Annotated in this window: 21 protein-coding genes; 5 read left to right on the top strand and 16 right to left on the bottom strand. The window is 69.0% G+C overall.

Annotation, left to right across the window (positions count from 1 at the left end; translation table 11 throughout):
* Positions 1-20: 20 nt before the first annotated feature.
* The 14 genes from lpxB to rpsB all read right to left on the bottom strand — a co-directional run bounded on the left by lpxB (position 21) and on the right by rpsB (position 13,550).
* Positions 21-1,202 (bottom strand): lipid-A-disaccharide synthase, encoded by a 1,182-nt coding sequence (gene lpxB / locus TSO221_RS03815; protein WP_109117153.1) that lies wholly within the window; start codon positions 1,200-1,202, stop codon positions 21-23.
* Positions 1,199-2,035, bottom strand: coding sequence for a UDP-2,3-diacylglucosamine diphosphatase LpxI (lpxI, locus tag TSO221_RS03820; RefSeq protein ID WP_109117154.1), 837 nt, complete (start codon positions 2,033-2,035; stop codon positions 1,199-1,201). The genes lpxB and lpxI overlap by 4 nt, the downstream gene beginning before the upstream one ends.
* Complete coding sequence (gene lpxA, locus TSO221_RS03825) at positions 2,025-2,831, bottom strand: acyl-ACP--UDP-N-acetylglucosamine O-acyltransferase (protein WP_109117155.1); 807 nt, start codon at positions 2,829-2,831, stop codon at positions 2,025-2,027. The genes lpxI and lpxA overlap by 11 nt, the downstream gene beginning before the upstream one ends.
* Entirely contained in the window at positions 2,828-3,301 is a 474-nt protein-coding gene (gene fabZ / locus TSO221_RS03830) for a 3-hydroxyacyl-ACP dehydratase FabZ (RefSeq protein ID WP_109117156.1), read from the bottom strand. The genes lpxA and fabZ overlap by 4 nt, the downstream gene beginning before the upstream one ends.
* 141 nt (positions 3,302-3,442) lie before the next feature.
* On the bottom strand, positions 3,443-4,069 hold the full coding sequence (locus TSO221_RS03835; RefSeq protein WP_109117157.1) for an OmpH family outer membrane protein: 627 nt from the start codon (positions 4,067-4,069) through the stop codon (positions 3,443-3,445).
* A 2-nt stretch (positions 4,070-4,071) separates the two neighbouring features.
* On the bottom strand, positions 4,072-6,387 hold the full coding sequence (bamA, locus tag TSO221_RS03840; RefSeq protein ID WP_348770249.1) for an outer membrane protein assembly factor BamA: 2,316 nt from the start codon (positions 6,385-6,387) through the stop codon (positions 4,072-4,074).
* 33 nt (positions 6,388-6,420) lie between these two features.
* Positions 6,421-7,554, bottom strand: a complete 1,134-nt coding sequence (gene rseP, locus TSO221_RS03845; RefSeq protein WP_109117159.1) for an RIP metalloprotease RseP — start codon at positions 7,552-7,554, stop codon at positions 6,421-6,423.
* Positions 7,555-7,599: 45 nt separating this feature from the next.
* Positions 7,600-8,787 carry a 1-deoxy-D-xylulose-5-phosphate reductoisomerase gene (locus tag TSO221_RS03850; protein ID WP_109117160.1) on the bottom strand — a complete coding sequence of 396 codons (1,188 nt, stop codon included), beginning with the start codon at positions 8,785-8,787 and terminating at the stop codon, positions 7,600-7,602.
* Positions 8,778-9,638 carry a phosphatidate cytidylyltransferase gene (locus tag TSO221_RS03855; protein WP_109117161.1) on the bottom strand — a complete coding sequence of 287 codons (861 nt, stop codon included), beginning with the start codon at positions 9,636-9,638 and terminating at the stop codon, positions 8,778-8,780. Before TSO221_RS03855 ends, TSO221_RS03850 begins: the two co-directional genes overlap by 10 nt.
* Positions 9,580-10,320 (bottom strand): isoprenyl transferase, encoded by a 741-nt coding sequence (locus TSO221_RS03860; RefSeq protein ID WP_109117162.1) that lies wholly within the window; start codon positions 10,318-10,320, stop codon positions 9,580-9,582. The genes TSO221_RS03855 and TSO221_RS03860 overlap by 59 nt, the downstream gene beginning before the upstream one ends.
* 3 nt (positions 10,321-10,323) lie before the next feature.
* Entirely contained in the window at positions 10,324-10,845 is a 522-nt protein-coding gene (frr, locus tag TSO221_RS03865; protein WP_211099123.1) for a ribosome recycling factor, read from the bottom strand.
* Between the two features lie 41 nt (positions 10,846-10,886).
* On the bottom strand, positions 10,887-11,618 hold the full coding sequence (pyrH, locus tag TSO221_RS03870) for a UMP kinase (protein WP_109117223.1): 732 nt from the start codon (positions 11,616-11,618) through the stop codon (positions 10,887-10,889).
* A 102-nt stretch (positions 11,619-11,720) separates the two neighbouring features.
* Positions 11,721-12,656, bottom strand: coding sequence for a translation elongation factor Ts (tsf, locus tag TSO221_RS03875; RefSeq protein WP_109117164.1), 936 nt, complete (start codon positions 12,654-12,656; stop codon positions 11,721-11,723).
* A gap of 108 nt (positions 12,657-12,764) precedes the next feature.
* Entirely contained in the window at positions 12,765-13,550 is a 786-nt protein-coding gene (gene rpsB / locus TSO221_RS03880) for a 30S ribosomal protein S2 (RefSeq protein WP_109117165.1), read from the bottom strand.
* Positions 13,551-13,799: 249 nt separating this feature from the next.
* Here rpsB and TSO221_RS03885 point away from each other — a divergent pair, with 249 nt between their 5' ends.
* Both TSO221_RS03885 and TSO221_RS03890 read left to right on the top strand, forming a co-directional pair.
* Positions 13,800-14,771: a hypothetical protein gene (locus TSO221_RS03885; RefSeq protein ID WP_199229378.1), complete on the top strand. Its 972-nt coding sequence runs from the start codon at positions 13,800-13,802 to the stop codon at positions 14,769-14,771.
* A 65-nt stretch (positions 14,772-14,836) separates the two neighbouring features.
* The gene (locus tag TSO221_RS03890; RefSeq protein ID WP_109117166.1) at positions 14,837-15,217 is read left to right on the top strand and encodes a hypothetical protein; all 381 of its coding nucleotides are present in this window, start codon (positions 14,837-14,839) and stop codon (positions 15,215-15,217) included.
* 12 nt (positions 15,218-15,229) lie between these two features.
* Here TSO221_RS03890 and dnaE read toward each other — a convergent pair whose 3' ends face one another.
* Positions 15,230-18,712: a DNA polymerase III subunit alpha gene (gene dnaE / locus TSO221_RS03895; protein ID WP_109117225.1), complete on the bottom strand. Its 3,483-nt coding sequence runs from the start codon at positions 18,710-18,712 to the stop codon at positions 15,230-15,232.
* A gap of 113 nt (positions 18,713-18,825) precedes the next feature.
* Here dnaE and TSO221_RS03900 point away from each other — a divergent pair, with 113 nt between their 5' ends.
* Together TSO221_RS03900 and TSO221_RS03905 are read left to right on the top strand one after the other, a co-directional pair.
* On the top strand, positions 18,826-19,395 hold the full coding sequence (locus TSO221_RS03900; protein WP_109117167.1) for a hypothetical protein: 570 nt from the start codon (positions 18,826-18,828) through the stop codon (positions 19,393-19,395).
* 6 nt (positions 19,396-19,401) lie between these two features.
* On the top strand, positions 19,402-20,307 hold the full coding sequence (locus TSO221_RS03905; protein WP_109117168.1) for an EamA family transporter: 906 nt from the start codon (positions 19,402-19,404) through the stop codon (positions 20,305-20,307).
* Here TSO221_RS03905 and TSO221_RS03910 read toward each other — a convergent pair.
* Complete coding sequence (locus tag TSO221_RS03910) at positions 20,294-21,748, bottom strand: caspase family protein (protein ID WP_158283984.1); 1,455 nt, start codon at positions 21,746-21,748, stop codon at positions 20,294-20,296. The two genes, TSO221_RS03905 and TSO221_RS03910, sit on opposite strands and share 14 nt — an antisense overlap.
* A gap of 214 nt (positions 21,749-21,962) precedes the next feature.
* On the opposite strand from TSO221_RS03910, the gene TSO221_RS03915 reads away from it, so the two are divergent.
* Positions 21,963-22,502 carry a glycine zipper domain-containing protein gene (locus TSO221_RS03915; protein WP_158283985.1) on the top strand — a complete coding sequence of 180 codons (540 nt, stop codon included), beginning with the start codon at positions 21,963-21,965 and terminating at the stop codon, positions 22,500-22,502.
* Positions 22,503-22,505: the final 3 nt, after the last annotated feature.

The raw sequence follows: 22,505 nt of genomic DNA on the forward strand, positions 1-22,505 counted from the left end.
TCCCTGTTTTGGTCAGCCCATTATCTGGGGCGGACGCCCCGGGCGACCACAGCCAAGACGGCATGGGCGGCCCGCTCGCTCGGCGGGGCTTCGGCCCCGGCCCCGAGCCAGTGCGCCACCTCCGCCACACCCTCGATCTGCGCGCGCCGCGCCGCCGGGTCGTCGAGCAGCCGGCCGACCGCCGTCGCCAGCCTGTCCGGCCGGCAGTCCTCCTGCAGCAGTTCCGGTACCAGCATGCGGTCGAGCATCAGGTTGACGAGGTTGACGTACTTCACCTTGATGAAGCGGCGGTACAGCGCCACCGTCAGCCGCCCCAGCCGATAGGCGATCACCGTCGGCAGGCCCGACAGCGCCAGTTCCAGCGCCACGGTGCCGGACGCCGCCAGCGCCACCTCCGACGCCGCGAAGGCGTCGTACTTCGCCGCGTCGCCCTCGACGACGATGACCGGCACCGGCCAGTCGGCCACCGCCGCGCCCACCGCGTCGCGAACCGTCGCCACCGTCGGCACCACCACCACGAGGCCGGGGTGGGTGGGCAACAGGCGCTCCACCGCGTCGCGGAAGACCGGCAGCAGCCGGCCCACCTCGCTGCGGCGGCTGCCCGGCAGGACGGCGAGGACGTGCTTGGCCGGGCTGATGCCGTGCGCCGTGCGGAAGCGCGCGGCGTCGCCGTGCCCGGCGCCGCTCTCCACCACCGAATGGCCGACGAAGGTGCAGGGCAGGCCCTCGCGCTCGAAATAGGGCGGCTCGAAGGGCAGCAGCACCAGCAGGTGGTCGTAGATCGCCGCGTACTTCTTCGCCCGCTTCGGCTTCCAGGCCCAGACCGTGGGCGCCACGTAATGGATCAGCGGAATCGCCGGCGCCGCCTTGCGCACGCGCTTGGCGACGCGCACGGTGAAGCCCGGCGAGTCGATGCCGATCACCGCGTCGGGCGTCAGCCGGATGATCTCCGCCACCGTCTGGTCCATGCGGCGCAGCAGGTTCGGCAGGTGCGGCAGCAGTTCGAACACGCCGAACAGCGCCAGTTCCGCCTGCGGCACCAGGGTCTGCAAACCCTCGGCCGCCATGCGCTCGCCGCCGATGCCGGCGAAGCGCACCTTGCCGCCGGTCAGCCGCTTCAGCGCCGCCATCAGCCGTGCGCCCAGCACATCGCCGGACGGTTCGCCGGCGATCAGGAACAGCAGCGGGCCTTGATCCGTCATTCTTCGCTTTCCTGGGCCGGAACCTCGATGCCCACCACGAACAGGCCCAGCCGGTCGGCCAGCGCCCCGACCGCCTCGCGGTCCACGGTCAGGCTGCCGCCGGCCTGCACCGCGATGCCGGCGAGGCCCGCCGCCGCGGCCTTCTCCACGGTGGTGGTGCCGATGGTCGGCAGGTCGAGCCGGCCGTCCTGCTGCGGCTTGCGCACCTTCACCAGCACGCCGCCGCCGCCCGGCCGGCGCAGCGGCCCGGCGCGCTCCAGCATGGCGTCGGTGCCCTCGATGGCCTCCACCGCCAGCACGATGCCCTGCTGCACCACGCAGCCCTGGCCGACGTCCAGCCGTCCCAGGCCCTGCGCCACCTCGACGCCGCGCGCGATGTCGGCCTGCGCCTGCTCGTCCGGCAGCCGCGTTCCGGCCGGGCCGGGCCGGGTCAGCAGTTCGCCGAGGAAGTCGTGCAGGCCGAGGACGCGGAAGCCCTCGTCCTCCAGTTCGCGCGCCACCGCGCGCAGCAGGCCGTCGTCACCGAGCGCGCGGGTGCCGACGCGCATGAAAAAGCGCGTGGTCCGCCAGTCCGGCATCAGCTCGGCGAAGGAGGGACGGCGCACCGGCCCGGCGAACACCAGGTCGCCGACGCCCTCGGCGCGCAGCCGGTCAATGATGCTGCCGGCCGCGCCCAGGCGGCTCCACAGGTGCGGCAGGCCCTGGACGGTCGCGGGGTCGGTCTGCCCCTCGAAGGCGACGACGAACACCCCGCGCCCCGCCCCCTGCACCGCGGCGGCGAGGCGGGCCGGGATCTCCCCGCCGCCGGCGAGGATGCCGAGCTTAGGCGCCATTCTCCATGCGCGGCTGCAGGAGCGGACGCGACGCCTTGTCCTTGATGAAACCGAGAATCTCGCTCACCAGCGCGTCGCCCTCGTACTCCTTGGTGACCTCGTCCAGACGAGCGGCGAAGGTGTCGCCGGCCGACGCGAAGAGCATCTTGTAAGCGGCGCGGAGCGCCCGGACCTGCTCCTTGGTGAAGCCGCGGCGCTCCAGCCCGACCAGGTTGAGCCCGGCCAGCTTCGCCCGTTCGCCCATGACGAGGCCGAAGGGGATGACGTCGTTCTCCACGCCGGACATGCCGCCGATCATGGCGTGGGCACCGATGCGCACGAACTGGTGCACCGCCGACAAGCCGCCGATGATGACGTAGTCGCCGACGTGCACATGCCCGCCCAACGTGGCGTTGTTGGCGAAGATCACGTGGCTGCCGACGACGCAGTCGTGCGCCACGTGCGCGCCGGGCATGAACAGGCCGTGATCACCGACCTGCGTCAGCATCCCGCCACCTTCGGTGCCGGGATTCATCGTGACATGCTCACGGATCTTGTTGAAGCGCCCGATGATCAACTCGGACGGTTCGCCGTGATACTTCAGGTCCTGCGGTGGGTGTCCGATCGACGAGAAGGGATAGATATTCGTCCCCTCGCCGACCTTGGTGCGCCCCTCGATCACGACGTGGGAGTGCAGGTGCACGCGGTCGCCGAGTTCAACGTTGCCGCCGACGACGCAGAAGGGACCGATGGTCACGTCCTCGCCGAGCTCGGCCGCCGGATCGACGACGGCGCTTGGATGAATCGAGACGGTCATTTCTCGTCCAGGATCATGGCGGAATAGATGGCTTCAGCGACCAGCACGCCGTTCACCTTGGCCTCGCCCTGGAACTTCCAGACGTTGCCGCGGTGGCGTTGCTTGGTCACATGGATATGGAGCGTGTCGCCCGGCATCACCGGTTTGCGGAAGCGCGCCTCGTCGATGGTCATGAAGTAGACCAGCTTGCCTTCGGCGTCCGCGCCGAGGGTGGAGACGACCAGCACGGCGGCGGTCTGCGCCATCGCCTCAATGATCAGCACGCCCGGCATCACGGGGCGCGTCGGGAAGTGGCCGGCGAAGAACGGCTCGTTGATCGACACGTTCTTGATGCCGCAGGCCTTCTCGCCCAGCGTGATGTCGACGACCTTCTCGATCATCAGCATCGGGTAGCGGTGCGGGATCATCTGCATGATCCGCATCACGTCGAGATCGGGCACCGTGTTGTTGCTGTCCGCCGTCGCTTCCATCGCCGGTCTTCCGCTTTTCCTTTGCCGCCGCCATGCGGCGGGCCTTCATTCACAACCGCCTTCAGCGGGAGATGGGGCCGTTTGTGCCCCATTTCCCGCGGCGTATCAATCGCAACCCGCCGGTCACCCGGCGGTGCCGCGTCACTTTTTCGGAATGGTCACCGCCACCTGGGGCAGCTGCTTGTTCAGCCGCTCCAGGACGGATTCCGTCACGTCCAGGTTGCTGGCGAACAGGACCAGCAGGTTGCGCGGGATCACCACGTTGGCGCCACGCTCGTCCGCGATGTCCTGGACAATGTCGAGCATCGTCTTCTGCACGTGGGTCATGGCGTCGTTGAACGCCGTGTCCAGCGTGCGCTTGCGCTCCTGCACGGTGCGCTGCACGTCGGCGACCTGCTTCTCGAAGTCGCGACGCTTGGCGGCGAAGGCATCCGGCGCCAGCACGGTCTGCTGCTTGCGCAGCTCGTTCTCGGCGTTCTGGAGCTTGTCCTCCAGGGTCTGGATCTCCTTCTGGTACGAATCGCGCTGCGATTCGATGGCCTTCTGGATGCCCTTGGAGGCGGAGGACTCCTGCATGATGCGCTGGACGTCGACGACGGCCACCACCGGAGCCTTCAGCGGCTCGCCCTTGTTGCCGGCCGGCTGGGCCGGAGCCGCCGGGGCGGGCTGCGCCGCCGGCTTCTGCTGCGCGTTGGCCTGGAGAGGCAGGAGCGCGGCGGCGGTCAGCGCGACGGCGCCGGCGATCGCGCGGATGTTCTGGAAATGCATCGTTAGAACCTGGTTCCGAAGCTGAAGCGGAAGATTTCCTTCCGGTCGTAGCTTTCCTTGAGGATCGGGATGGCAAAGTCAACACGGATCGGGCCGAACGGCGACTTCCACGATACGCCGGTGCCGACCGACAGGCGCAGCGAGCGCTCGTCCGCCACGCCCGGATCGCCGGAGATGCCGCTCTTGGCCAGCGTGCCGACGTCGGTGAAGCCATAACCCTTGATGCCGAAGTCCTCCGGCAGGCCGAGCGGGAAGCTCATCTCGACGCTGCCGCGCGCGTACTCCTTACCGCCCAGCGCGTCGCTGGTGCGCAGGTCGCGCGGGCCGATGCCGGCGGTGCGGAAGCCGCGCAGCGTGTCACCGCCGATGAAGAAGCGGTCGTTCAGCGCCACGTCCTTGCCCAGGCCGACGATGTAGCCGATCTCGGCCGAGGTGCTCAGCACCCAGTCGTTGCTGAACACCGGGATGTAGACGCCGCCGCCGATCTTGGTGCGCAGGTAGCGCGCCGCACCGCCCAGGCCCGCGGCGTCGGTCTGCACGCGCACATAATAGCCCTCGGTCGGGTCGAGGCGGCTGTTGCGGGCGTCGTAGGTGATCTCCTGGCCGACCAGCGAGGTCACGCGGCTGCCGACCTGCTGCTGCACGTAGATCGACGCGGCGGTCGGCACGTTGGAGATCGTCGTTCCCTGCAGCTGGTAGTACAGGCGCTGGCGCAGGCGATCGGACAGCGGATAGCCCATGCGCAGGGCGAAGCCGTTGTTCTTCTCGTTGTACGAGGCTTCGTTCTGGTAGTTGCGCGTCAGGCGGAACAGGTCGAAGCCGGCCGACAGGTCGCGATCCAGGAAATACGGCTCGGTGAAGCTGACGTCGTACTCCTGGCGCCGCTTCGACACGGTGGCGCCGAAACGCAGGTCCTGGCCCTTGCCGAGCAGGTTGCGCTCGCGGATCGAGAAGTCGGCCAGCGGACCGTCGGTGGTCGAGTAACCGGCGCCCACCGCGATTTCGCCCGTGGACTTCTCCTGGATATCGACGGCGACCACCGAGCGGTCGGGCGCCGATCCCTCCTGCGAGGACACCTGCACGCGCTCGAAGAAGTCGAGGTCCTTGATGCGCTGCTCGGAGCGCTTCAGCTTGGTGGCGCTGAACGGGTCGCCTTCGGCCACCAGCATCTCGCGGCGGATCACCTTGTCCAGCGTGCGGACGTTGCCGGTGATGTCGATGCGCTCGACGTACACCCGCGGCCCCTCGGCGATCTCGTAGGTGATGTCGATGGTCTGGGTGTCGCGGTTGCGCGTGATCTGCGGCCGGACGTCGACGAAGGCGTACTGCAGGTCGCCGACCGCGTTGGTCAGCTTGTTGATGGTGTCCTCGACCTCCTGCGCGTTGTACCAGTTGCCCTCCTTGGTGATGAGGGTGCTGCGCAACTGCTCGGGGTCGAGCGCCTTGAGGTTGGACTTGATGTCGACCTTGCCGAACTTGTAGCGCTCGCCTTCCTCGACGGTGAAGGTGATGATGAAGTCTTCCTTCTCCGGCGTCAGTTCGGCCACCGCCGACACGACGCGGAAGTCGGCGTAGCCTTCCTTCAGGTAGAAGCGGCGCAGCAGTTCGCGGTCATAGTTCACGCGGTCGGGATCGTAGCTGTCCTCGGAGGTGAGGAAGCGCCACCACGCGGTCTCGCGCGTCTGGATGTTCTCGCGCAGGCTGCCGGCCGAGAAGCGCTCGTTGCCGACGAAGTTGATGGCGCGCACGCCGGTGCGCGCACCCTCGTTGATCTCGAAGACCAGATCGACGCGGTTCTGGTCGAGCTTGATGACCTTCGGCTCCACCGCCGCGGCGAAGCGGCCCTGGCGGCGGTAGATGTCGAGGATGCGCTGCACGTCCGACTGCACGCGGGTACGCGTGTAGACGACTCGCGCCCGCAGCTGGATCTCCTTTTCCAGCTGTTCGGTCTCGAGGCGGCGGTTGCCCTCGAAGGCGATGCGGTTGATGATCGGGTTTTCCTGGACCGCGACGACCAGCGAGTCGCCCTCGCGCTTCAGCTGGATGTCGGCGAACAGGCCGGTGGCGAACAGCGCCTTCAGCGACTCGTCAATCTTCGCGGGATCGAAGCGGTCGCCGGGCTGCACCGTCAGGTAGGAGCGCACCGTGCTCGGCTCGATGCGCTGCGTGCCCTCGACCCGGATGTCCCGGATGGTTCCGCCCGAGAAGACCTGGGCGACCTGTGTCCCCGCGGGCCCGTTGGCTTGCGCCAAGGCGAGAGACACCGTTGTCATGGCGCAGCCGGCCATCAGGCTGAGCGCCAGAACCTTTGACGACACCCGCAAAATACGCCCCCTGGCTTAACGCTCGATTTAGGAGATCAGTCCCCGGAAGAAATCGACCACGCGGAGCTGAACCAAGTCGTTCCACGTGGCGAAGACCATGAGCGTTAATACCAGAGCAAGTCCGATGCGGAAACCGTATTCTTGCGCGCGCGGACCGAGCGGCTTGCCGCGCAGCCCCTCCAATCCGTAGAAAAGCAGGTGCCCACCGTCCAACAACGGGACGGGAAACAGGTTGATCATGCCCAGGTTGACCGACAGGAAGGCCATGAACCAGATCAGCGCGTAGACGCCGGTCTGCGCGACTTCGCCGGACATTTGGGCGATTCGCAGCGGCCCGCCGAGTTCCTCTGTGCCGCGCGAGCCCTCGATCATCTGGCCGAGCGCGGTGAAGGTGCCGCCGATCATGCCGCCGATCTCACGCGCCGACTGCCACGCCGCCGACAGCGGGTCGTGCCGCTTGTGCTCGGTGCCGGCGCGCATGATTCCGAGCTGTCCGATGCGGTGGACGTTGCCGAATCGATCCGTCACCTCGATGGAGTCGGGGGTCACGCTGACCGGCACGACGCGGCCGTCGCGCTTCACCTCGACCGCCAGGGCGCGGCCGGGATTCATGCTGACGACCTGCCGGATCTCCTCGAAGCGCTGGATGCCGGCGCCGTCGATGGTGAGGATCTCGTCGCCCGGCTTCAGGCCGGCGCGCTCGGCCGCGCTGCCCGGCTGCACGCCGCCGACGTCCGGCGGGGTGAAGGGCTGCCCGGCGGTGGCGAACAGCAGCGTCAGCGCCACGAAGGCGAACAGGAAGTTGGCGAGCGGCCCGGCGGCGACCACGGCGGCGCGCTGGCCCAGGCGCTTGTGGTGGAAGGAGACGGCCTTCTCCTCCTCGGTCATGCGCTGCAGCTCGGCCCCCGGCATGCTGGCGGGGTCGGCATCGCCGAACATCTTGACGTAGCCGCCCAGGGGAATGGCGCTGAACTTCCAGCGCGTGCCGTAGCGGTCCCACCAGCCGAACAGCTCCGGCCCGAAACCGATGGAGAACACCTCGACGCGCACGCCGTTGCGGCGCGCAATCCAGTAGTGGCCGAACTCGTGCACGAAGACGAGAACGGTGAGGACCAGCAGGAAGGCGAAAACCGACGTACCGAAACCACCCAGGAAATTCATCAACCCCATGCCTTCGCTGCGGGGAGGTTCCCTCCCCGTCCGCCCTCAGGCCCGTACGCGCCCGAGATGCTCCGCGGCGACCCGGCGCGCCTCGGCGTCGGTCGCCCTCACCGCCTCCAGGTCGCCCAGGCGCTGGTGCGGCAGGGCGTCCAGCGTCGCCTCGACGACCCGTTCGATGTCGAGGAAGCCGATTCGGCGGTCGAGGAACGCCTCGACCGCGACCTCGTTGGCGGCACTGAGGATAGTAGGAGCGCCACCCCCGCTTTGCAAGGCGGCCCGGCACAAGCGCAGGGCCGGGAAGCGCTCCAGGTCGGGTTCCTCGAAGGTCAGCTCGCGCGCCTTGAAGAGATCGAGTCGTTGCGCCGGCGTCTCCATGCGGTCGGGCCACGCCAGGGTGTAGGCGATGGGAATCCGCATGTCCGGCGTGCCCAGCTGCGCCAGGACCGAGCCGTCCACGTACTCGACCATGGAATGGATGACCGACTGCGGGTGGACCAGCACGTCGATGCGCTCCTCCGGCATGTCGAAGAGGAAGCGCGCCTCGATCAGTTCCAGCCCCTTGTTCATCAGGGTGGCGCTGTCGACCGAGATCTTGGCGCCCATCTCCCAGGTCGGGTGCGCCACCGCCTGCTCGCGCGTCGCGGTCGCCATGAAGGCGCGGTCCTTGGTGCGGAACGGCCCGCCGGACGCCGTGAGGATCAGCCGCCGGACACGGTGCGGGTGCTTGAAGTCGAAGACCTGGTAGATGGCGTTGTGCTCGCTGTCGACGGGCAGCAGCGTGGCGCCGTGCGCCTTCACCTCCTCCATCATCAGCGCGCCGGCGCAGACCAGCACCTCCTTGTTGGCGAAGGCCACCGAAGCGCCACGACGCACCGCGGCGAGCGTCGGCTCCAGCCCGGCCGCGCCGACGATGGCGGCCATCACCCAGTCGGCCTGCCCGCGCGCGGCCGCCTCGACGACCGCCTCCGGCCCTGCCGCCGCCTCGATGCCGGTGCCGGACAGCGCCGCCTTCAACTCGGCGTAGCAGGCCGGGTCGGCGACGACGGCGAGGCGGGCGTTCAGGGTCTTCGCCTGCTCGGCCAGCAGGGCCGCGTTGCGGTTGGCGGTCAGCGCTTCGACGGCGAAGGAGGCCGGATCGCGCGCCACCAGATCGACCGTCTGCGTCCCCACCGACCCGGTGGATCCGAGAATCGTCACCCGCCGCGGTGCACCCGGCGCCCGCTTCACCACCATTGCCAGCTCTTCCCAAGGGTCGCGTGGAACACCGCCAGCACCGGGGCGGCGACCAGCAGCCCGTCGATGCGGTCCAGCAGCCCCCCGTGCCCGGGGATCAGGTTGCTACTGTCCTTCACGTTGAAGCGCCGCTTCACCCAGGACTCGAAAAGGTCGCCGGCCTGCCCGACCACCGCCAGCAGCGGCGCCACCAGCAGCGCCAGCCACGGCTGGGCGGCGCCGGCCGCGAACGCCACGGCGACGCCGAACACCCCGGCCGCCACCATGCCGCCGATCAGGCCGGCCCAGGTCTTCTTGGGGCTGATGCGCGGCGCCAGCTTCGGCCCGCCGATGGCGCGCCCGGCGGCGTAGGCGCCGATGTCCGTAGCCCACACCGCGAACAGGCAGAAGATCACCAGCGGCAGCCCCGGATTCTCGCGCAGCCACGCCAGCCCGGCGACGCCCGCCGTTACGTAGGGGATGCCCAGGCCCAGCAGCCAGGAGCCCGTGCTGCCCCCCGCCGACGCCTGCACGATGAAGCCGAGCGCCACCGCCACGGCCAGCGCCGCCGCCGGCCCGCCGAGCGCGTAGACCACCATCACCACCAGCATCGCCAGCAGGGAGTGCCAGAACGCCTCCGGCGTGCGGTCGGACGCCACCATCAGCACCCATTCGCCGATGGCGACCAGGGCGGAGACGGCGAGCAGCCCGCGGAACACCCAGCCGCCGGCCCACACGGCCAGCAGCACCACCGGCCCCAGCACCAGGGCGGAGAGCACGCGGATCTTGAGGTCGGCGACCTTGCTGGCGGCCTTAGCGGCTGCCGGCTGTGGTGGCGCCGAAGCGTCGCTCCCGGCGGTGAAACTCTTCAATGGCAGCCTCCAGGTCGCGCTTGGTGAAGTCGGGCCACAGCGTGTCGGTGAACACGAACTCGGCGTAGGCCGACTGCCACAAGAGGAAATTGCTCAGCCGCTGCTCGCCGCTGGTGCGGATGATCAGGTCGGGGTCCGGGATGTCGGCGGTGAACAGGCGCCCGGTCAGCGCGTCCTCGTCGATGCTCTCCGGGTCGAGGCGCCCAGCCCGCGCCTCCTCGGCCAGACGGCGCGCCGCCAGCACGATCTCCTGCCGCGAACCGTAGCTGAGCGCCACCACCAGCGTCATGGTGGTGTTGCCGGCGGTCAGCTCCTCGGCGTTCTCGATCAGGCGGACGATGTCGGGCGACAGCCTGGGGCGCTCGCCGATCACCCGCAGGCGGATGCCGGCCTTGTGCAGCTCGGCGATCTCGCTGCGCAGGTAGAAGCGCAGCAGGCCCATGAGGTCGGAGACCTCCTCCTCCGGGCGCCGCCAGTTCTCCGAGGAGAAGCTGAAGATGGTCAGATAGCCGACGCCCAGCTCGCGCGCCGCCTCGACCGTGCGCCGCACCGCTTCCACGCCCTTCTTGTGACCGGCGGTGCGCGGCAGGCCGCGCGCCTTGGCCCAGCGGCCGTTGCCGTCCATGATGATGGCCACGTGGACGGGCGGCTCGGCCGGGCAGCTCTCCTGAGAGTCGCGCATGCCTCAGACCTGCGTGATTTCCTTTTCCTTCTGGGCGAGCGCATCGTCGATCATCTTGATGTGCTGATCGGTGACGGCCTGGACCTTGTCCTGCCAGCCCTTGTGCTCGTCCTGGGTGATGTCGCCGTTCTTCTCGGCCTTCTTCAGCAGGTCCATGCCGTCGCGGCGCACGTTGCGCACGGCGACGCGGGCCCCCTCGGCGTACTTGTGGGCGACCTTGGCCAGTTCGTTGCGCCGCTCCTGCGTCAGGTCGGGGATCGGCACGCGGATGGTCTGGCCCTCGGCCTGCGGGTTGAGGCCCAGGCCGGAATCGCGGATCGCCTTCTCCACCGCCTTCAGCATCCCGCGGTCCCACACCTGCACGGTGATCAGGCGCGGCTCCGGCACGGAGACGGTGCCGACCTCCTTGAGGTGCATCTTGCTGCCGTAGGCCTCGACCGTGACGGGTTCGAGAAGGCTGGCCGAGGCGCGCCCGGTGCGCAGCCCGCTCAGTTCCTTCTTGAAGGACTCGAGGGCCCCGTCCATGCGCCGCTTGATGTCGGAAATGTCGGGTTCGGCCACGGAAGTTACTCCTTCTCTTCGCTGATGATCGTGAACTTGCCCCGCCCGGCCATCACCTCGGCGAAGGCTTCCGGAGTGTGGATCGAGAATACGAGTATGGGGATGCGGTTCTCGCGCGCCAAGGAAATAGCCGACGCGTCCATGACCTGCAGGTCGCGCGCCAGCACGTCCAGATAGGTCAGCCGCTCGTAGCGGGTGGCGTTCGGGTCCTTCTTCGGGTCGGCGGTGTAGACGCCGTCCACCTGCGTGCCCTTCAGCAGCGCGTCGCAGCCCATCTCGGACGCGCGCAACGCTGCCGCGGTGTCGGTGGTGAAGAACGGGTTGCCGGTGCCGGCGGCGAAGATGACGACGCGGCCCTTCTCCATGTGCCGGATGGCGCGGCGCCGGATGTACGGCTCGCAGACCGAGGCCATGGGAATGGCCGACTGCACGCGGGTGTGCACGCCCAGGCGCTCCAAGGCGCTCTGCATGCCCAACGCGTTCATCACGGTGGCCAGCATGCCCATGTAGTCGGCGGTGGCGCGCTCCATGCCGGTGGCGGCACCCCGGATGCCGCGGAAGATGTTGCCGCCGCCGATGACCAGGCAGACCTGCACGCCGAGCGCCACGACCGCCTTCACCTCTTCGGCGACCGTCGTCACCATCTCCGGGTCGAGGCCGTAGTCCCGCTTGCCCATCAGGGCTTCGCCGGACACCTTCAGAAGAACTCGCTTGTACCGGATACCGTCGGCGGGCATCGGGGTCTGACCCATGGAACGCTCCCTGAAGGTGAAGGCCGTGCGCAAGCGACGTCCGGCGCTCCCCTCACATATAGGAAGGGAACGCCGGACGGTACCCTATCAGCCGTTCGAGGTGCCCGCGGCGGCGGCCACCTCGGCGGCGAAGTCCGACGCGGCCTTCTCGATGCCCTCGCCGAGCGCGAAGCGCACGAAGCCGGTCAGCTTGACCGGGGCGCCCACGTCCTTGGCGGCGGCCTCGACGACCTTGCGGATCTTGGTCTCGCCGTCGATCACGTAGGTCTGCTCGAGCAGGCAGACTTCCTCGTAGTACTTGCGCAGGCGGCCCTCGACCATCTTCTCGATGATCGACTCCGGCTTGCCGGACGCACGGGCCTGATCGGCCAGCACGCTCTTCTCGCGCTCCAGGGCAGAGACATCGACGTCGGCGACGTCCAGCGCCTCCGGACGGGCGGCGGCGACGTGCATGGCGATCGACTTGCCCAGCTCGGTCAGCTTGGCGGCGTCGCCGGTCGACTCCAGCGCCACCAGCACGCCGATCTTGCCGAGGCCCGGCGCGATGGCGGTGTGGATGTAGCTGGTCACGACACCGGCCGACACGCTCAGCTTGGCGGCGCGGCGCAGGTTCATGTTCTCGCCGATGGTGGCGATCAGGCTGGTCAGCTCGTCCTGCACGGTGTGGCCGGCGCCGGGGTAGCCGGCGGCCTTCAGCGCCTCGATGTCGTCGCCGGTGGTCAGCGCGACCTTGGCGGCCTCGGCGGCAAAGCCCTGGAACTTGTCGTTGCGGGCGACGAAGTCGGTCTCGGCGTTCACCTCGACCACCGCGCCGGCGGTGCCGGCGGTGGCGACGGCGACCAGGCCCTCGGCGGCGACGCGGCCGGACTTCTTGGCAGCGGCGGCGAGGCCCTTCTTGCGCAGCCAGTCAACGGCGCCCTCGAGGTCGCCATTGGTCTCGCCCAGCGCCTTCTTGCAATCCATCATGCCGGCGCCGGTCTTCTCGCGCAGTTCCTTGACGAGCGCAGCGGTAATCTCGGCCATGGGGGAGCCCTTTCTCCGAAAAGAGTCTAAGTACGTATCAACCGTGAACTCATGAAAAAGGGCAGCCGGACCAGACGAAGCGCGGCCCGGCTGCCCTTTTGCCTGTCTTTAGGCCTGGGCCGGAGCCTGCTCGGCCTCGGCGCCCTCTTCCGGCAGGGCCTCACCGGCCTCTTCCTGGGAGCCGATGTCCACGCCGGCGGCGACCATCTCCGCCTGCAGGCCGTCGAGCACGGCGCCCGAGATCAGCTCGCAGTAGGTGTCGATGGCGCGCAGCGCGTCGTCGTTGCCCGGGATCGGGAAGGCGATGCCGTCCGGGTTCGAGTTGCTGTCGATCACCGCGACCACCGGGATGCCCAGCTTGTTGGCTTCCTGGACCGCGATCGACTCCTTGTTGGTGTCGATGATGAACAGCACGTCGGGCAGGCCGCCCATCTCCTTGATGCCGCCCAGCGCGCGCTCCAGCTTGTCGCGCTCGCGGGTGAGCATCAGGATTTCCTTCTTGGTCAGGCCGGCGGTGTCGCCGGACAGACGCTCCTCCATCTCGCGCAGGCGCTTGATGGACTGGGAGATGGTCTTCCAGTTGGTCAGCATGCCGCCGAGCCAACGGTGGTTGACGTAGTACTGGCCGCAGCGCTTGGACGCCTCGGCGACCTTCTCCTGCGCCTGGCGCTTGGTGCCGACGAACAGGACGCGGCCGCCGCCGGCGACGACGTCGCGCACCGCCTGCATGGCGCGGTGCAGCATCGGCACCGTCTGCTCCAGGTCGATGACGTGCACGCCGTTGCGGACGCCGAAGATGTACTGCCCCATCTTGGGGTTCCAGCGGCGGGTGTGGTGGCCGAAGTGGACGCCGGCTTCCAGCAGCTGGCGCATGGTGAAGGTGGGCATTGCCATGGAAAATCTACCTTTTCCGGTTGTTCCGCCGCGGGCGCTGTCCGCAAAATGCGAACACCGGAGGGGGCCGTCGGCTCGCGCCGAAGGTCCGCCAGCCCGCGTGTGGTTTTGACGACGGCGCTTACATAGCCCGCCGCTCCCCATTTGGCAACAACCATGGAGGGGATGGGCGGTAGAACCGGAACGCTGGACGCAGGCCCCGGGACCGCCCATGTCTTTGCTGACCGGCCGACCGATGGAGGTACCCTGATGCCCGCCCCTCGCTTCGCCCTGCTCGCGCTTCTCGGAACGCTGCTGACCTCCCCTGCCCTGGCGGCGGATGTGAAGGTCTACGAAGTGCCGAAGGGTGCGCACCCGCACGACGTGGCGCCGGCGCCGGACGGCAGCGTCTGGTACACCGCGCAGCACCAGGGGGCACTCGGCATCCTCGACCCGAAGACCGGGCAGGTGCGGCAGGTCAAGCTCGGCGAGGGCTCGGCGCCGCATGGGGTCATCGCCGGGCCGGACGGCGCCGCCTGGATCACCGACAGCGGCCAGAACGCCATCGTCCGCTACCACCCGAGGACGCAGAAGGTCGACGTCTGGAAGCTGCCCAAGGACGCCGGCACCGCCAACCTCAACACCTGCGCGTTCGACGGCAAGGGCGTGCTGTGGTTCACCGGGCAGAACGGCGTCTACGGCAGTCTCGACCCGAAGACTGGGGGTCTGCGGGTCTTCAAGGCGCCGAAGGGCCGCGGCCCCTACGGCATCACCGCGACTCCGGACGGCACCGTCTATTACGTCTCGCTCGCCGGCAGCTATCTGGCGCGCATCGACTCCGCCACCGGCGCCGCGACGGTGATCGAGCCGCCGACCGAGGGCCAGGGGGCGCGCCGCGTCTGGTCGGACTCCAAGGGCAACCTGTGGATCAGCGAGTGGAACACCGGCCAGCTCAGCCGCTACACGCCCTCCAGCGGCACCTGGAAAAGCTGGATGCTGCCCGGCAACGGACCGCGCGCCTACGCGGTGTACGTGGACGAGCGCGACATCGTGTGGGTCAGCGATTTCGCCGCCAACGCGGTGGTCAGCTTCGACCCGCGCAGCGAGACCTTCACCGGCAGCGTCCCCGGCTCCGGCCGCGAGGCGGACGTGCGGCAGATCCTCGGCCGCCCGGGCGAGGTGTGGCTGCCCGAATCCGGCACCGACCGCCTGATGGTGGTCCGCACGGCGCCGGCCGGATAAAGATCGTTACCAAGCGTTCAGACGTTCATGTCAGGATGGGCTGACTTTCCGGGAGGATCACCATCATGACGTCCAAGATCGTCGGCGAATATTCGAAGGGCAAGGTGGACAAGTTACTGACGCCGGAGATCGCCGATATTGCGATGCAGCATCGCGTGCGGCACTTCCTGGAGAACCTGGAGGCGGCGATCCTCGAGGCCAACTGCCAGGTCATGGGACAGGCGATCCCGCACCTGAATCAAGAGGCGTTCCTGAAGGTCGCCGTGCGGGTGGCCGAACTGCGCGCCGACTACATCAAGTTCGGCCTCCAGGTCGCCGAGCACCGCCACCCCGATCCGGATTCGGTCACCAAGCTGGAGGCGTTGCGCAAGGCCTACGAGGAGATGGTGCACGTCTTCGAGGCGGCCGAGCGGGTGATCGAGCGCGGGTACGTGAAGCTGGGGTGAGCGTCCCGTCCGTCACAGCTCCACCACCTCGATCACGCCCTGCACCGCCTTCAGCGCGGCGCGGCTCTGCGCGGTGATGTGGTACATGCCGGGCAGCTGGATCTCGACCTCCTTCAGCGGCTCGATCTCGACCAGCACGTGGATGCGGCCACGCCCCCGCTGCAGGCGTTCCAGCATGCCCTTGAGGTTCGCCACCGGGCGGTCGTCGCGCACCACCACCTTCAAGCCCTCGGAGACCGAGGCCACCGCCTCCTCCAGCGGCTTGATCTCCTGGCAGGTCAGGCGGACCTCCTCGCCGTTGCGCTGGGCATCGACGGTCAGCAGCACCGGCCGCCCCGGCTCCAGCAGGTCGCGGCTGCCGGACAGCACCTCGGAGAACAGCGTCACCTCGTAGCCGCCGGTGGAGTCCGACAGCTCGACGAAGGCGAAGCGGTTGCCGGACTTGGCGGTCTTCTCCTTCTTCGAGACCACGATGCCCGCCATCTTGTAGCGGGTCGAGCCGCCGCGGCTCATCGCCTGGTTCAGTTCCGCCGACTTCACCACCTTCATCCGCCCCAGCGGCCCGGCGAAGGCGTCGAGCGGGTGGGCCGAGAGATAGAAGCCGATCGAGGAGAACTCGTGCTTCAGCTTCTCCAGCGGCTCCCAGTCGGAAACCTTCGGCAGGTCAGGCTCCTTGAGGCCGCCGCCGGCGCCGCCGAACAGGTTGCCGATGCCACTGTCGCGCTCCGCCGCCTCGGCCTGGGCGTAACGGATCAGCGTCTCAAGGGCGGCGTGCACCTGGGCGCGGTTCGGGTTGATGCCGTCGAAGGCGCCGGCGCAGGTCAGGTTCTCCAGCTGGCGCTTGTTGATGGTCTTGAGGTCGAGGCGGCGGGCGAAGTCGAACAGGCTCCTGTACGGGCCGTTCTTCTGCCGCTCCTCCACCACCGCCTTCATGGCCGGCAGGCCGACGCCCTTCACCGCGGCGAGCGCATAGCGCACCGCCTTCTCGCCGCCGCCCACATCCTCCACCGAGAAGATCGCCGAGGACCGGTTGATGTCCGGCGACAGCAGCTTGATCCGCAGCCGCCCCAACTCCTGCCGGAAGACGTTCAGCTTGTCGGTGTTGCCGAGGTCGAGCGTCATCGACGCCGCCATGAACTCGACCGGGTAGTTCGCCTTCAGGTACGCCGTGTGGTAGGCGACCAGCGCGTAGGCCGCCGCGTGGCTCTTGTTGAAGCCGTAGCCGGCGAACTTGGCCACCTGATCGAAGATCATGCTGGCCTGGTCGCCGTCGACGTCGTTCTTGATGGCCCCCTCGACGAACTTGGCGCGCTCCTTGTCCATCTCCTCCTTGATCTTCTTGCCCATGGCGCGGCGCAGAAGATCGGCGCCGCCCAGCGAATAGCCGGACAGCACCTGGGCGATCTGCATGACCTGCTCCTGGTAGATCATGATCCCGAAGGTCTCCTTCAGGATCGGTTCCAGGGCCGGGTTCATGTAGTCGGGCGGCTCCTCCCTGTTCTTGACCTTGATGTATTTCGGGATGTTGTCCATCGGGCCGGGACGGTAGAGCGACACCAGCGCGATGATGTCCTCCAGCCGGTTCGGCTTGAGCCGCCGCAGCACGTCGCGCATGCCCGAGCTTTCGAGCTGGAACACGCCGGTCGATTCCGCCCGGCCGAGGATCTCGTAGCTCCGCAAATCGTCCAACGGAACGGTGGTGAGGTCCGGCTTCTCCGGGATCAGGTCCACCGCGGTCTTCAGCACCGTCAGCGTCTTCAGGCCGAGGAAGTCGAACTTCACCAGGCCGGCCTGCTCGACGTACTTCATGTTGAACTGGGTGACCGGCATGTCCGAGCGCGGGTCTCGGTACAGCGGCACCAGTTCGTCGAGCGGCCGGTCGCCGATCACCACGCCGGCGGCGTGGGTCGAGGCGTGGCGGAACAGGCCCTCCAGCTTCAGCGCCATGTTGATGAGGCGCGCCACCGTCTCGTCGCCGTCGCGCGCGGCGCGCAGCATCTCCTCGGTGTCGAGTGCCTGCTGCAGCGTGACGGGGTTGGCCGGGTTGTTCGGCACCATCTTGCAGATCTTGTCGACCTGCCCGTAGGGCATCTGCAGCACGCGGCCGACGTCGCGCAGCACGGCGCGCGCCTGCAGCTTACCGAAGGTGATGATCTGAGCGACGCGGTCGTAGCCGTACTTGTCCTGGACGTAGCGGATCACCTCTTCGCGGCGGTCCTGGCAGAAGTCCACGTCGAAGTCGGGCATCGACACGCGTTCGGGATTCAGGAAGCGCTCGAACAGCAGGCCGAAGCGCAGCGGGTCGAGGTCGGTGATGGTCAGCGCCCACGCGACCACCGAGCCGGCGCCCGAACCGCGGCCCGGCCCGACCGGAATGTCGTGCTCCTTCGCCCACTTGATGAAGTCCGACACGATCAGGAAGTAGCCGGGGAACTTCATCTTGATGATGACGTCCAGCTCGAATTCCAGGCGCTCGAAGTAGGTCCTGCGGGTCTCCTCGCGCTGCTCCGGCGTCATGTCGGGGGTGTAGACGACCTTCTCCAGCCGCATCTCCAGGCCCTCGCGGGACTGGGCGCGCAGTTCCTCGTCCTCGGTGCGGCTCGCCTCGGTCGGGAAGGCCGGCAGGATGGGCTTGATCGGTTTCAGCAGGAACGAGCAGCGCTTGGCGATGGCGACGGTGTTGTCCACCGCCTCCGGCAGGTCGGCGAACAGCAGCCGCATCTCCTCCGCCGACTTGAAGCGGTGGTCGGGGGTGACGCGGCGGCGGTCGTCCTGGCTGATGTAGGCGCCCTCGGCGATGCACAGCAGCGCGTCGTGCGCCTCGTGCATGTCCGCGGTCGTGAAGTAGCAGTCGTTGGTCGCCACCAGCGGCAGGCCGTGCGCGAAGGCGAGGTCGACGAGCGCCGGCTCGATGGCGTCCTCGACGGCCGTGAAGTGGCCGCCGTGGCGCTGCAGCTCGACGTACAGCCGGCCGGGGAACAGGCCCTTCAGCCGCTCCAGCACCTCCAGCGCAAGCTCCTTCTGCCCCTCGCCGAGCAGCCGGCCGACGCTGCCCTGCGGACCGCCGGTCAGCGCGATCAGGCCCTCCGAGTGGCCCTCCAGAGCCTCCAGCGTCACCTGCGGGCCGGCCATCGGGTCCGACTCCAGGAACGCCTTGGACACCAGCTTCATCAGGTTGCCATAGCCGTCCTGGTTCTGGCACAGCAGCACCAGCTGGTCCGGCTGCGCCGCGCCCTTGCCGGGCAGGCCGGGCTTGGCGTTGGCCGGGCCGACCCGGGTGATGCCGAGCACCGTGCCGATGACCGGCTGCACGCCGACGTCCGACGCGGCCAGCGCGAACTCCAGCGCGCCGAACAGGTTGCCGGTGTCGGTGACCGCCACCGCGGGCATGTGCTGCTTCGCGCAGAGCTTGACCAGCTCCTTGACCTTGATGGCGCCCTCCGACAGCGAGTAGGCGGAGTGGACGCGCAGGTGGACGAAGTCGGCGTGCGGCATGGTGTCCAATACGGGATCGGGGATCGGGCGCGAGCATGTCGCACTTTCGCCGAAATTGCACGGGTGATATCAGGGACCCTGGCCCCGTCGAAGGGGTCGCCCGAGGAGCCCGCATGCGTCGCCCCCGCGTCCATCTCGCCTTCCTGGCCCTTGCCCTGCTGGCCGCCTGCCAGACCTCCGAAAATTCCCGCGTCACCTACGGCGGCGCGGCAGGCCTCGCAGCGCCGACACTGTCCCCCTCCCCCGGCCGCAAGATCGCCGAGCGCCGCGGCTGGGTGGTCGAGGCGGTGTCCGGCACCGTCACCGAGCCCGCGCACTGCCGAGTCTCCCGCCCCGGCGACGGCGGCGCGACGCTGAGCTTCCAGGCGGCGCCCGGCAGCTTCTCGGTGCTGATCGGCACCCCCGACCGGCTGCTGGCGCCCGGCGCCACCTACGACCTGACGCTGGCGTTCGAGGGCGCGGCGCCCGAATCGCACAAGGCGGTGGCGCTGGATTCCGGCACGCTGCTGGTGCGCATCCAGTCCCTCGACTACGAGGACATCACCGATCCCTACGCCCGCTCCAAGGGGCTGGAGGTGTCGAGTTCGCGCCTCGGCGGACGCATAGCAGCGTTTCCTCTTGCCGGATCGAACTGGGCGGTGAACGCTCTAGATGAGTGCCGCCGTCTCAACACACGCAACTGAGAGCCCATGCGCCCGCTCCACATCCTCCTCGCCGTCCTGGTGACCGCCGTCTGGGGCTTCAACTTCGTCGCCATCAAGGTGGGGCTGCGCGACTTCCCGCCGCTCCTGTTCTCCTCGCTGCGCTTCGCGCTGGCGGCGCTGCCGCTGCTGGTGCTGGGCTGGCGCGGCGGTCCGCCGGTGGCGTGGCGCTACGTGCTGGGCATCGGCCTCGTGCTGGGCGTGGTGAAGTTCTCGCTGCTGTTCGTCGGCATGGACGTCGGCATGCCCGCCGGCCTGTCATCGCTGGTGCTGCAGAGCCAAGCCTTCTTCACCGTCCTGTTCGCCGCGCTGGCACTGGGCGACCGGCCGGGCCCGCGGCCGCTGGCCGGCATGGCGGTGGCGTTCGCCGGGATCGGGGTGATCGCGCTGGAGATGCCGGCCGGCGATTCGCTGTTCGGCCTGGCGCTGTGCATCGGCGCCGCGGTGGCCTGGGGCGTGGCCAACATCTTCATGAAGCAGGCCAAGGCGCCCGACCTGTTCCGGCTGATCGTCTGGGTCAGCGTCGTGCCGCCGCTGCCGCTGCTGGCGCTGTCGCTCGCCCTGGAGGGGCCGGAACGGATCGGCCACGCGCTGACCTCCCTGACGCCGCTGGGCGTCGGGGCGCTGGTCTACATCGCCGCCGGCGCCACCCTGTTCGGCTTCGCCAGCTGGGGTTTCCTGCTGCGCCACTACCCGACCAGCCTCGTCGCCCCCTTCTCGCTGCTGGTGCCGATCTTCGGCATGAGTTCCAGCGCCCTGCTGCTCGGCGAGGAGTTCAGCCCGGCCAAGGCGCTGGGCGCCGTGCTGGTGTTCGGCGGGCTGGCGATCACCGTGCTGAAGCTGCCCGGCGGGCAGCCCGCGGCGGCGCAGCCGGTGCCGGTCAGTCGACGTTGATGACGTTCAGGTCGCGCAGCTTGTCGTTGGTCAGCCGCACCGGCTCGGCGTTCGGGGTGTCGGCGAACAGGGTCAGGTAGCGCAGCGACACCGACATCTCGACCAGATAGCGCGCCACCCGCGCGGCGGTGATGGCGGTGTGCTGCTCGGTGCTCTGGATCACCGCCTTGGCGCCCTCGCCGCCCTGCTCCTTGATCACCTTCTGCACCACATCGACCAGGGCGGCGTTGCCGCTGGCGGTGGAGAGGTGGACCTCGAACACGGCGTCGGGATCGACTTGGCGAATCACCCCGCCCATCAGCACGAAGTTGCAGGCGCTGGCGCACTTGGCGCCCGACGGCACCCGCGTCGCCAGCTTGCGGGCGCGCAGCAGCCGGCCGATCTCCATCGCCTCCTCGATGACGCCGCCGCCCGAATCGAGCAGTACGCCATCCACCGGACCGGCCTCCTCCAGCGCGGCCACCGTCGTCCGGTAGTCGCCGGGCGTGATCGGGCCGGCGATCAGCAGGTAGCGGCCGCGGCCCGCCCGCACCACCTGGAACCTCAGCCGCTTGCCGGACAGATCCTCCTTCGACGGCACCGGCCCCAGCCCGATCTGCGCCACCTTGGCGCCGCCGCCGCCCCCGCCGCCGCCGGACGGCAGCGCCCCGCCGCCTCCCGACACGCCGGAGAAGCCGTCGCCCGGATCCACCGAGGCCATCGCCGGCGCGGTGAAGTAGAAGTCGCCGATCAGCGACGAGGCCTCCCACGGCACCTGCTCGTTGCGGGTCGCGTGCGCGACGTTGATGCGCACGCGCTTGAAGACGTCCTCGACCTTGATGCCCGGCACCGCCATCGCGTCCAGCAGCTTGGAGGTGTAGAGGCCGTTGCCGCCGGCCGCGCCGTCGCGCGCCGTCTTGCCCGGCGCGGTGGCGTAGGCGATCAGCGTCCCGGTCGGCGCGTCGATGGCCGCCAGCCCGGCGCCCGCCCCGCTGCGCACGGCGCGTTCGAACGGGTTGTTGCGGCAGGCGTCGAGGATGATCAGGTTGAGCCGGGTGTTGGCGGAGAGCTGCTGCATCACCGAATCCACGTCGACGGATTCGGAGATGGCGGAGCTTTCGCTGGTGATCTCGGCATCGACCGGGATCAGGAAGTTGCGGCCGCGCACCTGCATGCCGTGCCCGGCGTAGTAGAACAGCGCCACGCCGTCGGGGCGCAACCGCTGGCCGAACTGCGAGATCCCCCGGGTCATGGCGCGCAGCCCGACGTTCTCCAGCACCGTCACCTCGAACCCGAGGCTGCGCAGCGACTTGGCCACGGCGCGGGCGTCGTTGACGGGGTTGGCCAGCGTGCCGCCGCTGACGTAGGCGGCGTTGCCGATCACCAGCGCCACCCGCGTTTCGGCACGGGCCGCCATGGGAAGGGCGAGCAGGCAGCACAGGACAAGCAGACGGCGGAGCATGGCGCATCCTCCGCATGGACCGGCGCATGGGCCGGATGCGGGCATCCTAGCAACCGCAAGACCGTCGCAGCACGGCAATGGCGGGGTAGGTCCGCAACCCCGAATGGAGCGCACCAGTCGGTGCGAAGGCCGCTGGGATTACCCCGTTTCCGGATCTCAAGGCGCGCTCCGCCCAAGCCTACACTGCGCCAGTTCCGCTCCAGGCAGGTGCGCCATGAAGATCGTTCCGGCCGTCGTCCTCGCCACCGCCTTGTGCCTGAGCGGCTTCAGCCTGGCCGGCTGCCAGACGAACCAGCAGACGGGCGCCCTGGTGGGGACCGCCGGAGGCAGCGCCGTCGGCGCCCTCCTCGGCAAGTCCCTGGGCCACAGCGGCGGCGCCACGCTGATCGGCGGTCTGGCCGGGGGCGCCGCGGGGTACTTCATCGGCAGTTCCATCGGCCAGTCGCTCGACGAACGCGACCGCATGCGCGCGCAGACGGCGACCGCGGCGGCGCTCAACGCGCCGCTTCCCGTGAAGGCGTCGAGCCCGTCCGCGGCGCCCCGCCCGGTCCCAGCGGCGCAGCGCCCCAGCAAGACCTGGACATCGGACCACAAGACCGGTGCCAAGGGCTCCGCCACCGTCACCGCGGTCGAGGCGGCGTCGGACGGGCGGGAGTGCCGCACCGTCCACGAAGTCGCCTACGTCCAGGGCCGCGAGGTGACACAGGACACCAAGTACTGCCGCAACGCCCAGAACCAGTGGCAGCCCGCCTGATCA

Origin of the sequence: Azospirillum sp. TSO22-1 (assembly GCF_003116015.1) — a bacterium.
Taxonomy (GTDB): Bacteria; Pseudomonadota; Alphaproteobacteria; order Azospirillales; family Azospirillaceae; genus Azospirillum.

Coding starts and splice junctions, on each gene's coding strand:
- TSO221_RS03835 (WP_109117157.1), bottom strand. CDS start 4,069: ATGCATTTCCAGAACATCCGCGCGATCGCCGGCGCCGTCGCGCTGACC.
- lpxA (WP_109117155.1), bottom strand. CDS start 2,831: ATGACCGTCTCGATTCATCCAAGCGCCGTCGTCGATCCGGCGGCCGAG.
- frr (WP_211099123.1), bottom strand. CDS start 10,845: ATGGACGGGGCCCTCGAGTCCTTCAAGAAGGAACTGAGCGGGCTGCGC.
- fabZ (WP_109117156.1), bottom strand. CDS start 3,301: ATGGAAGCGACGGCGGACAGCAACAACACGGTGCCCGATCTCGACGTG.
- TSO221_RS03885 (WP_199229378.1), top strand. CDS start 13,800: ATGCCCGCCCCTCGCTTCGCCCTGCTCGCGCTTCTCGGAACGCTGCTG.
- TSO221_RS03910 (WP_158283984.1), bottom strand. CDS start 21,748: ATGCTCCGCCGTCTGCTTGTCCTGTGCTGCCTGCTCGCCCTTCCCATG.
- TSO221_RS03850 (WP_109117160.1), bottom strand. CDS start 8,787: ATGGTGGTGAAGCGGGCGCCGGGTGCACCGCGGCGGGTGACGATTCTC.
- lpxB (WP_109117153.1), bottom strand. CDS start 1,202: ATGACGGATCAAGGCCCGCTGCTGTTCCTGATCGCCGGCGAACCGTCC.
- dnaE (WP_109117225.1), bottom strand. CDS start 18,712: ATGCCGCACGCCGACTTCGTCCACCTGCGCGTCCACTCCGCCTACTCG.
- TSO221_RS03860 (WP_109117162.1), bottom strand. CDS start 10,320: ATGCGCGACTCTCAGGAGAGCTGCCCGGCCGAGCCGCCCGTCCACGTG.
- rpsB (WP_109117165.1), bottom strand. CDS start 13,550: ATGGCAATGCCCACCTTCACCATGCGCCAGCTGCTGGAAGCCGGCGTC.
- TSO221_RS03890 (WP_109117166.1), top strand. CDS start 14,837: ATGACGTCCAAGATCGTCGGCGAATATTCGAAGGGCAAGGTGGACAAG.
- TSO221_RS03900 (WP_109117167.1), top strand. CDS start 18,826: ATGCGTCGCCCCCGCGTCCATCTCGCCTTCCTGGCCCTTGCCCTGCTG.
- TSO221_RS03915 (WP_158283985.1), top strand. CDS start 21,963: ATGAAGATCGTTCCGGCCGTCGTCCTCGCCACCGCCTTGTGCCTGAGC.
- tsf (WP_109117164.1), bottom strand. CDS start 12,656: ATGGCCGAGATTACCGCTGCGCTCGTCAAGGAACTGCGCGAGAAGACC.
- lpxI (WP_109117154.1), bottom strand. CDS start 2,035: ATGGCGCCTAAGCTCGGCATCCTCGCCGGCGGCGGGGAGATCCCGGCC.
- rseP (WP_109117159.1), bottom strand. CDS start 7,554: ATGAATTTCCTGGGTGGTTTCGGTACGTCGGTTTTCGCCTTCCTGCTG.
- pyrH (WP_109117223.1), bottom strand. CDS start 11,618: ATGCCCGCCGACGGTATCCGGTACAAGCGAGTTCTTCTGAAGGTGTCC.
- TSO221_RS03905 (WP_109117168.1), top strand. CDS start 19,402: ATGCGCCCGCTCCACATCCTCCTCGCCGTCCTGGTGACCGCCGTCTGG.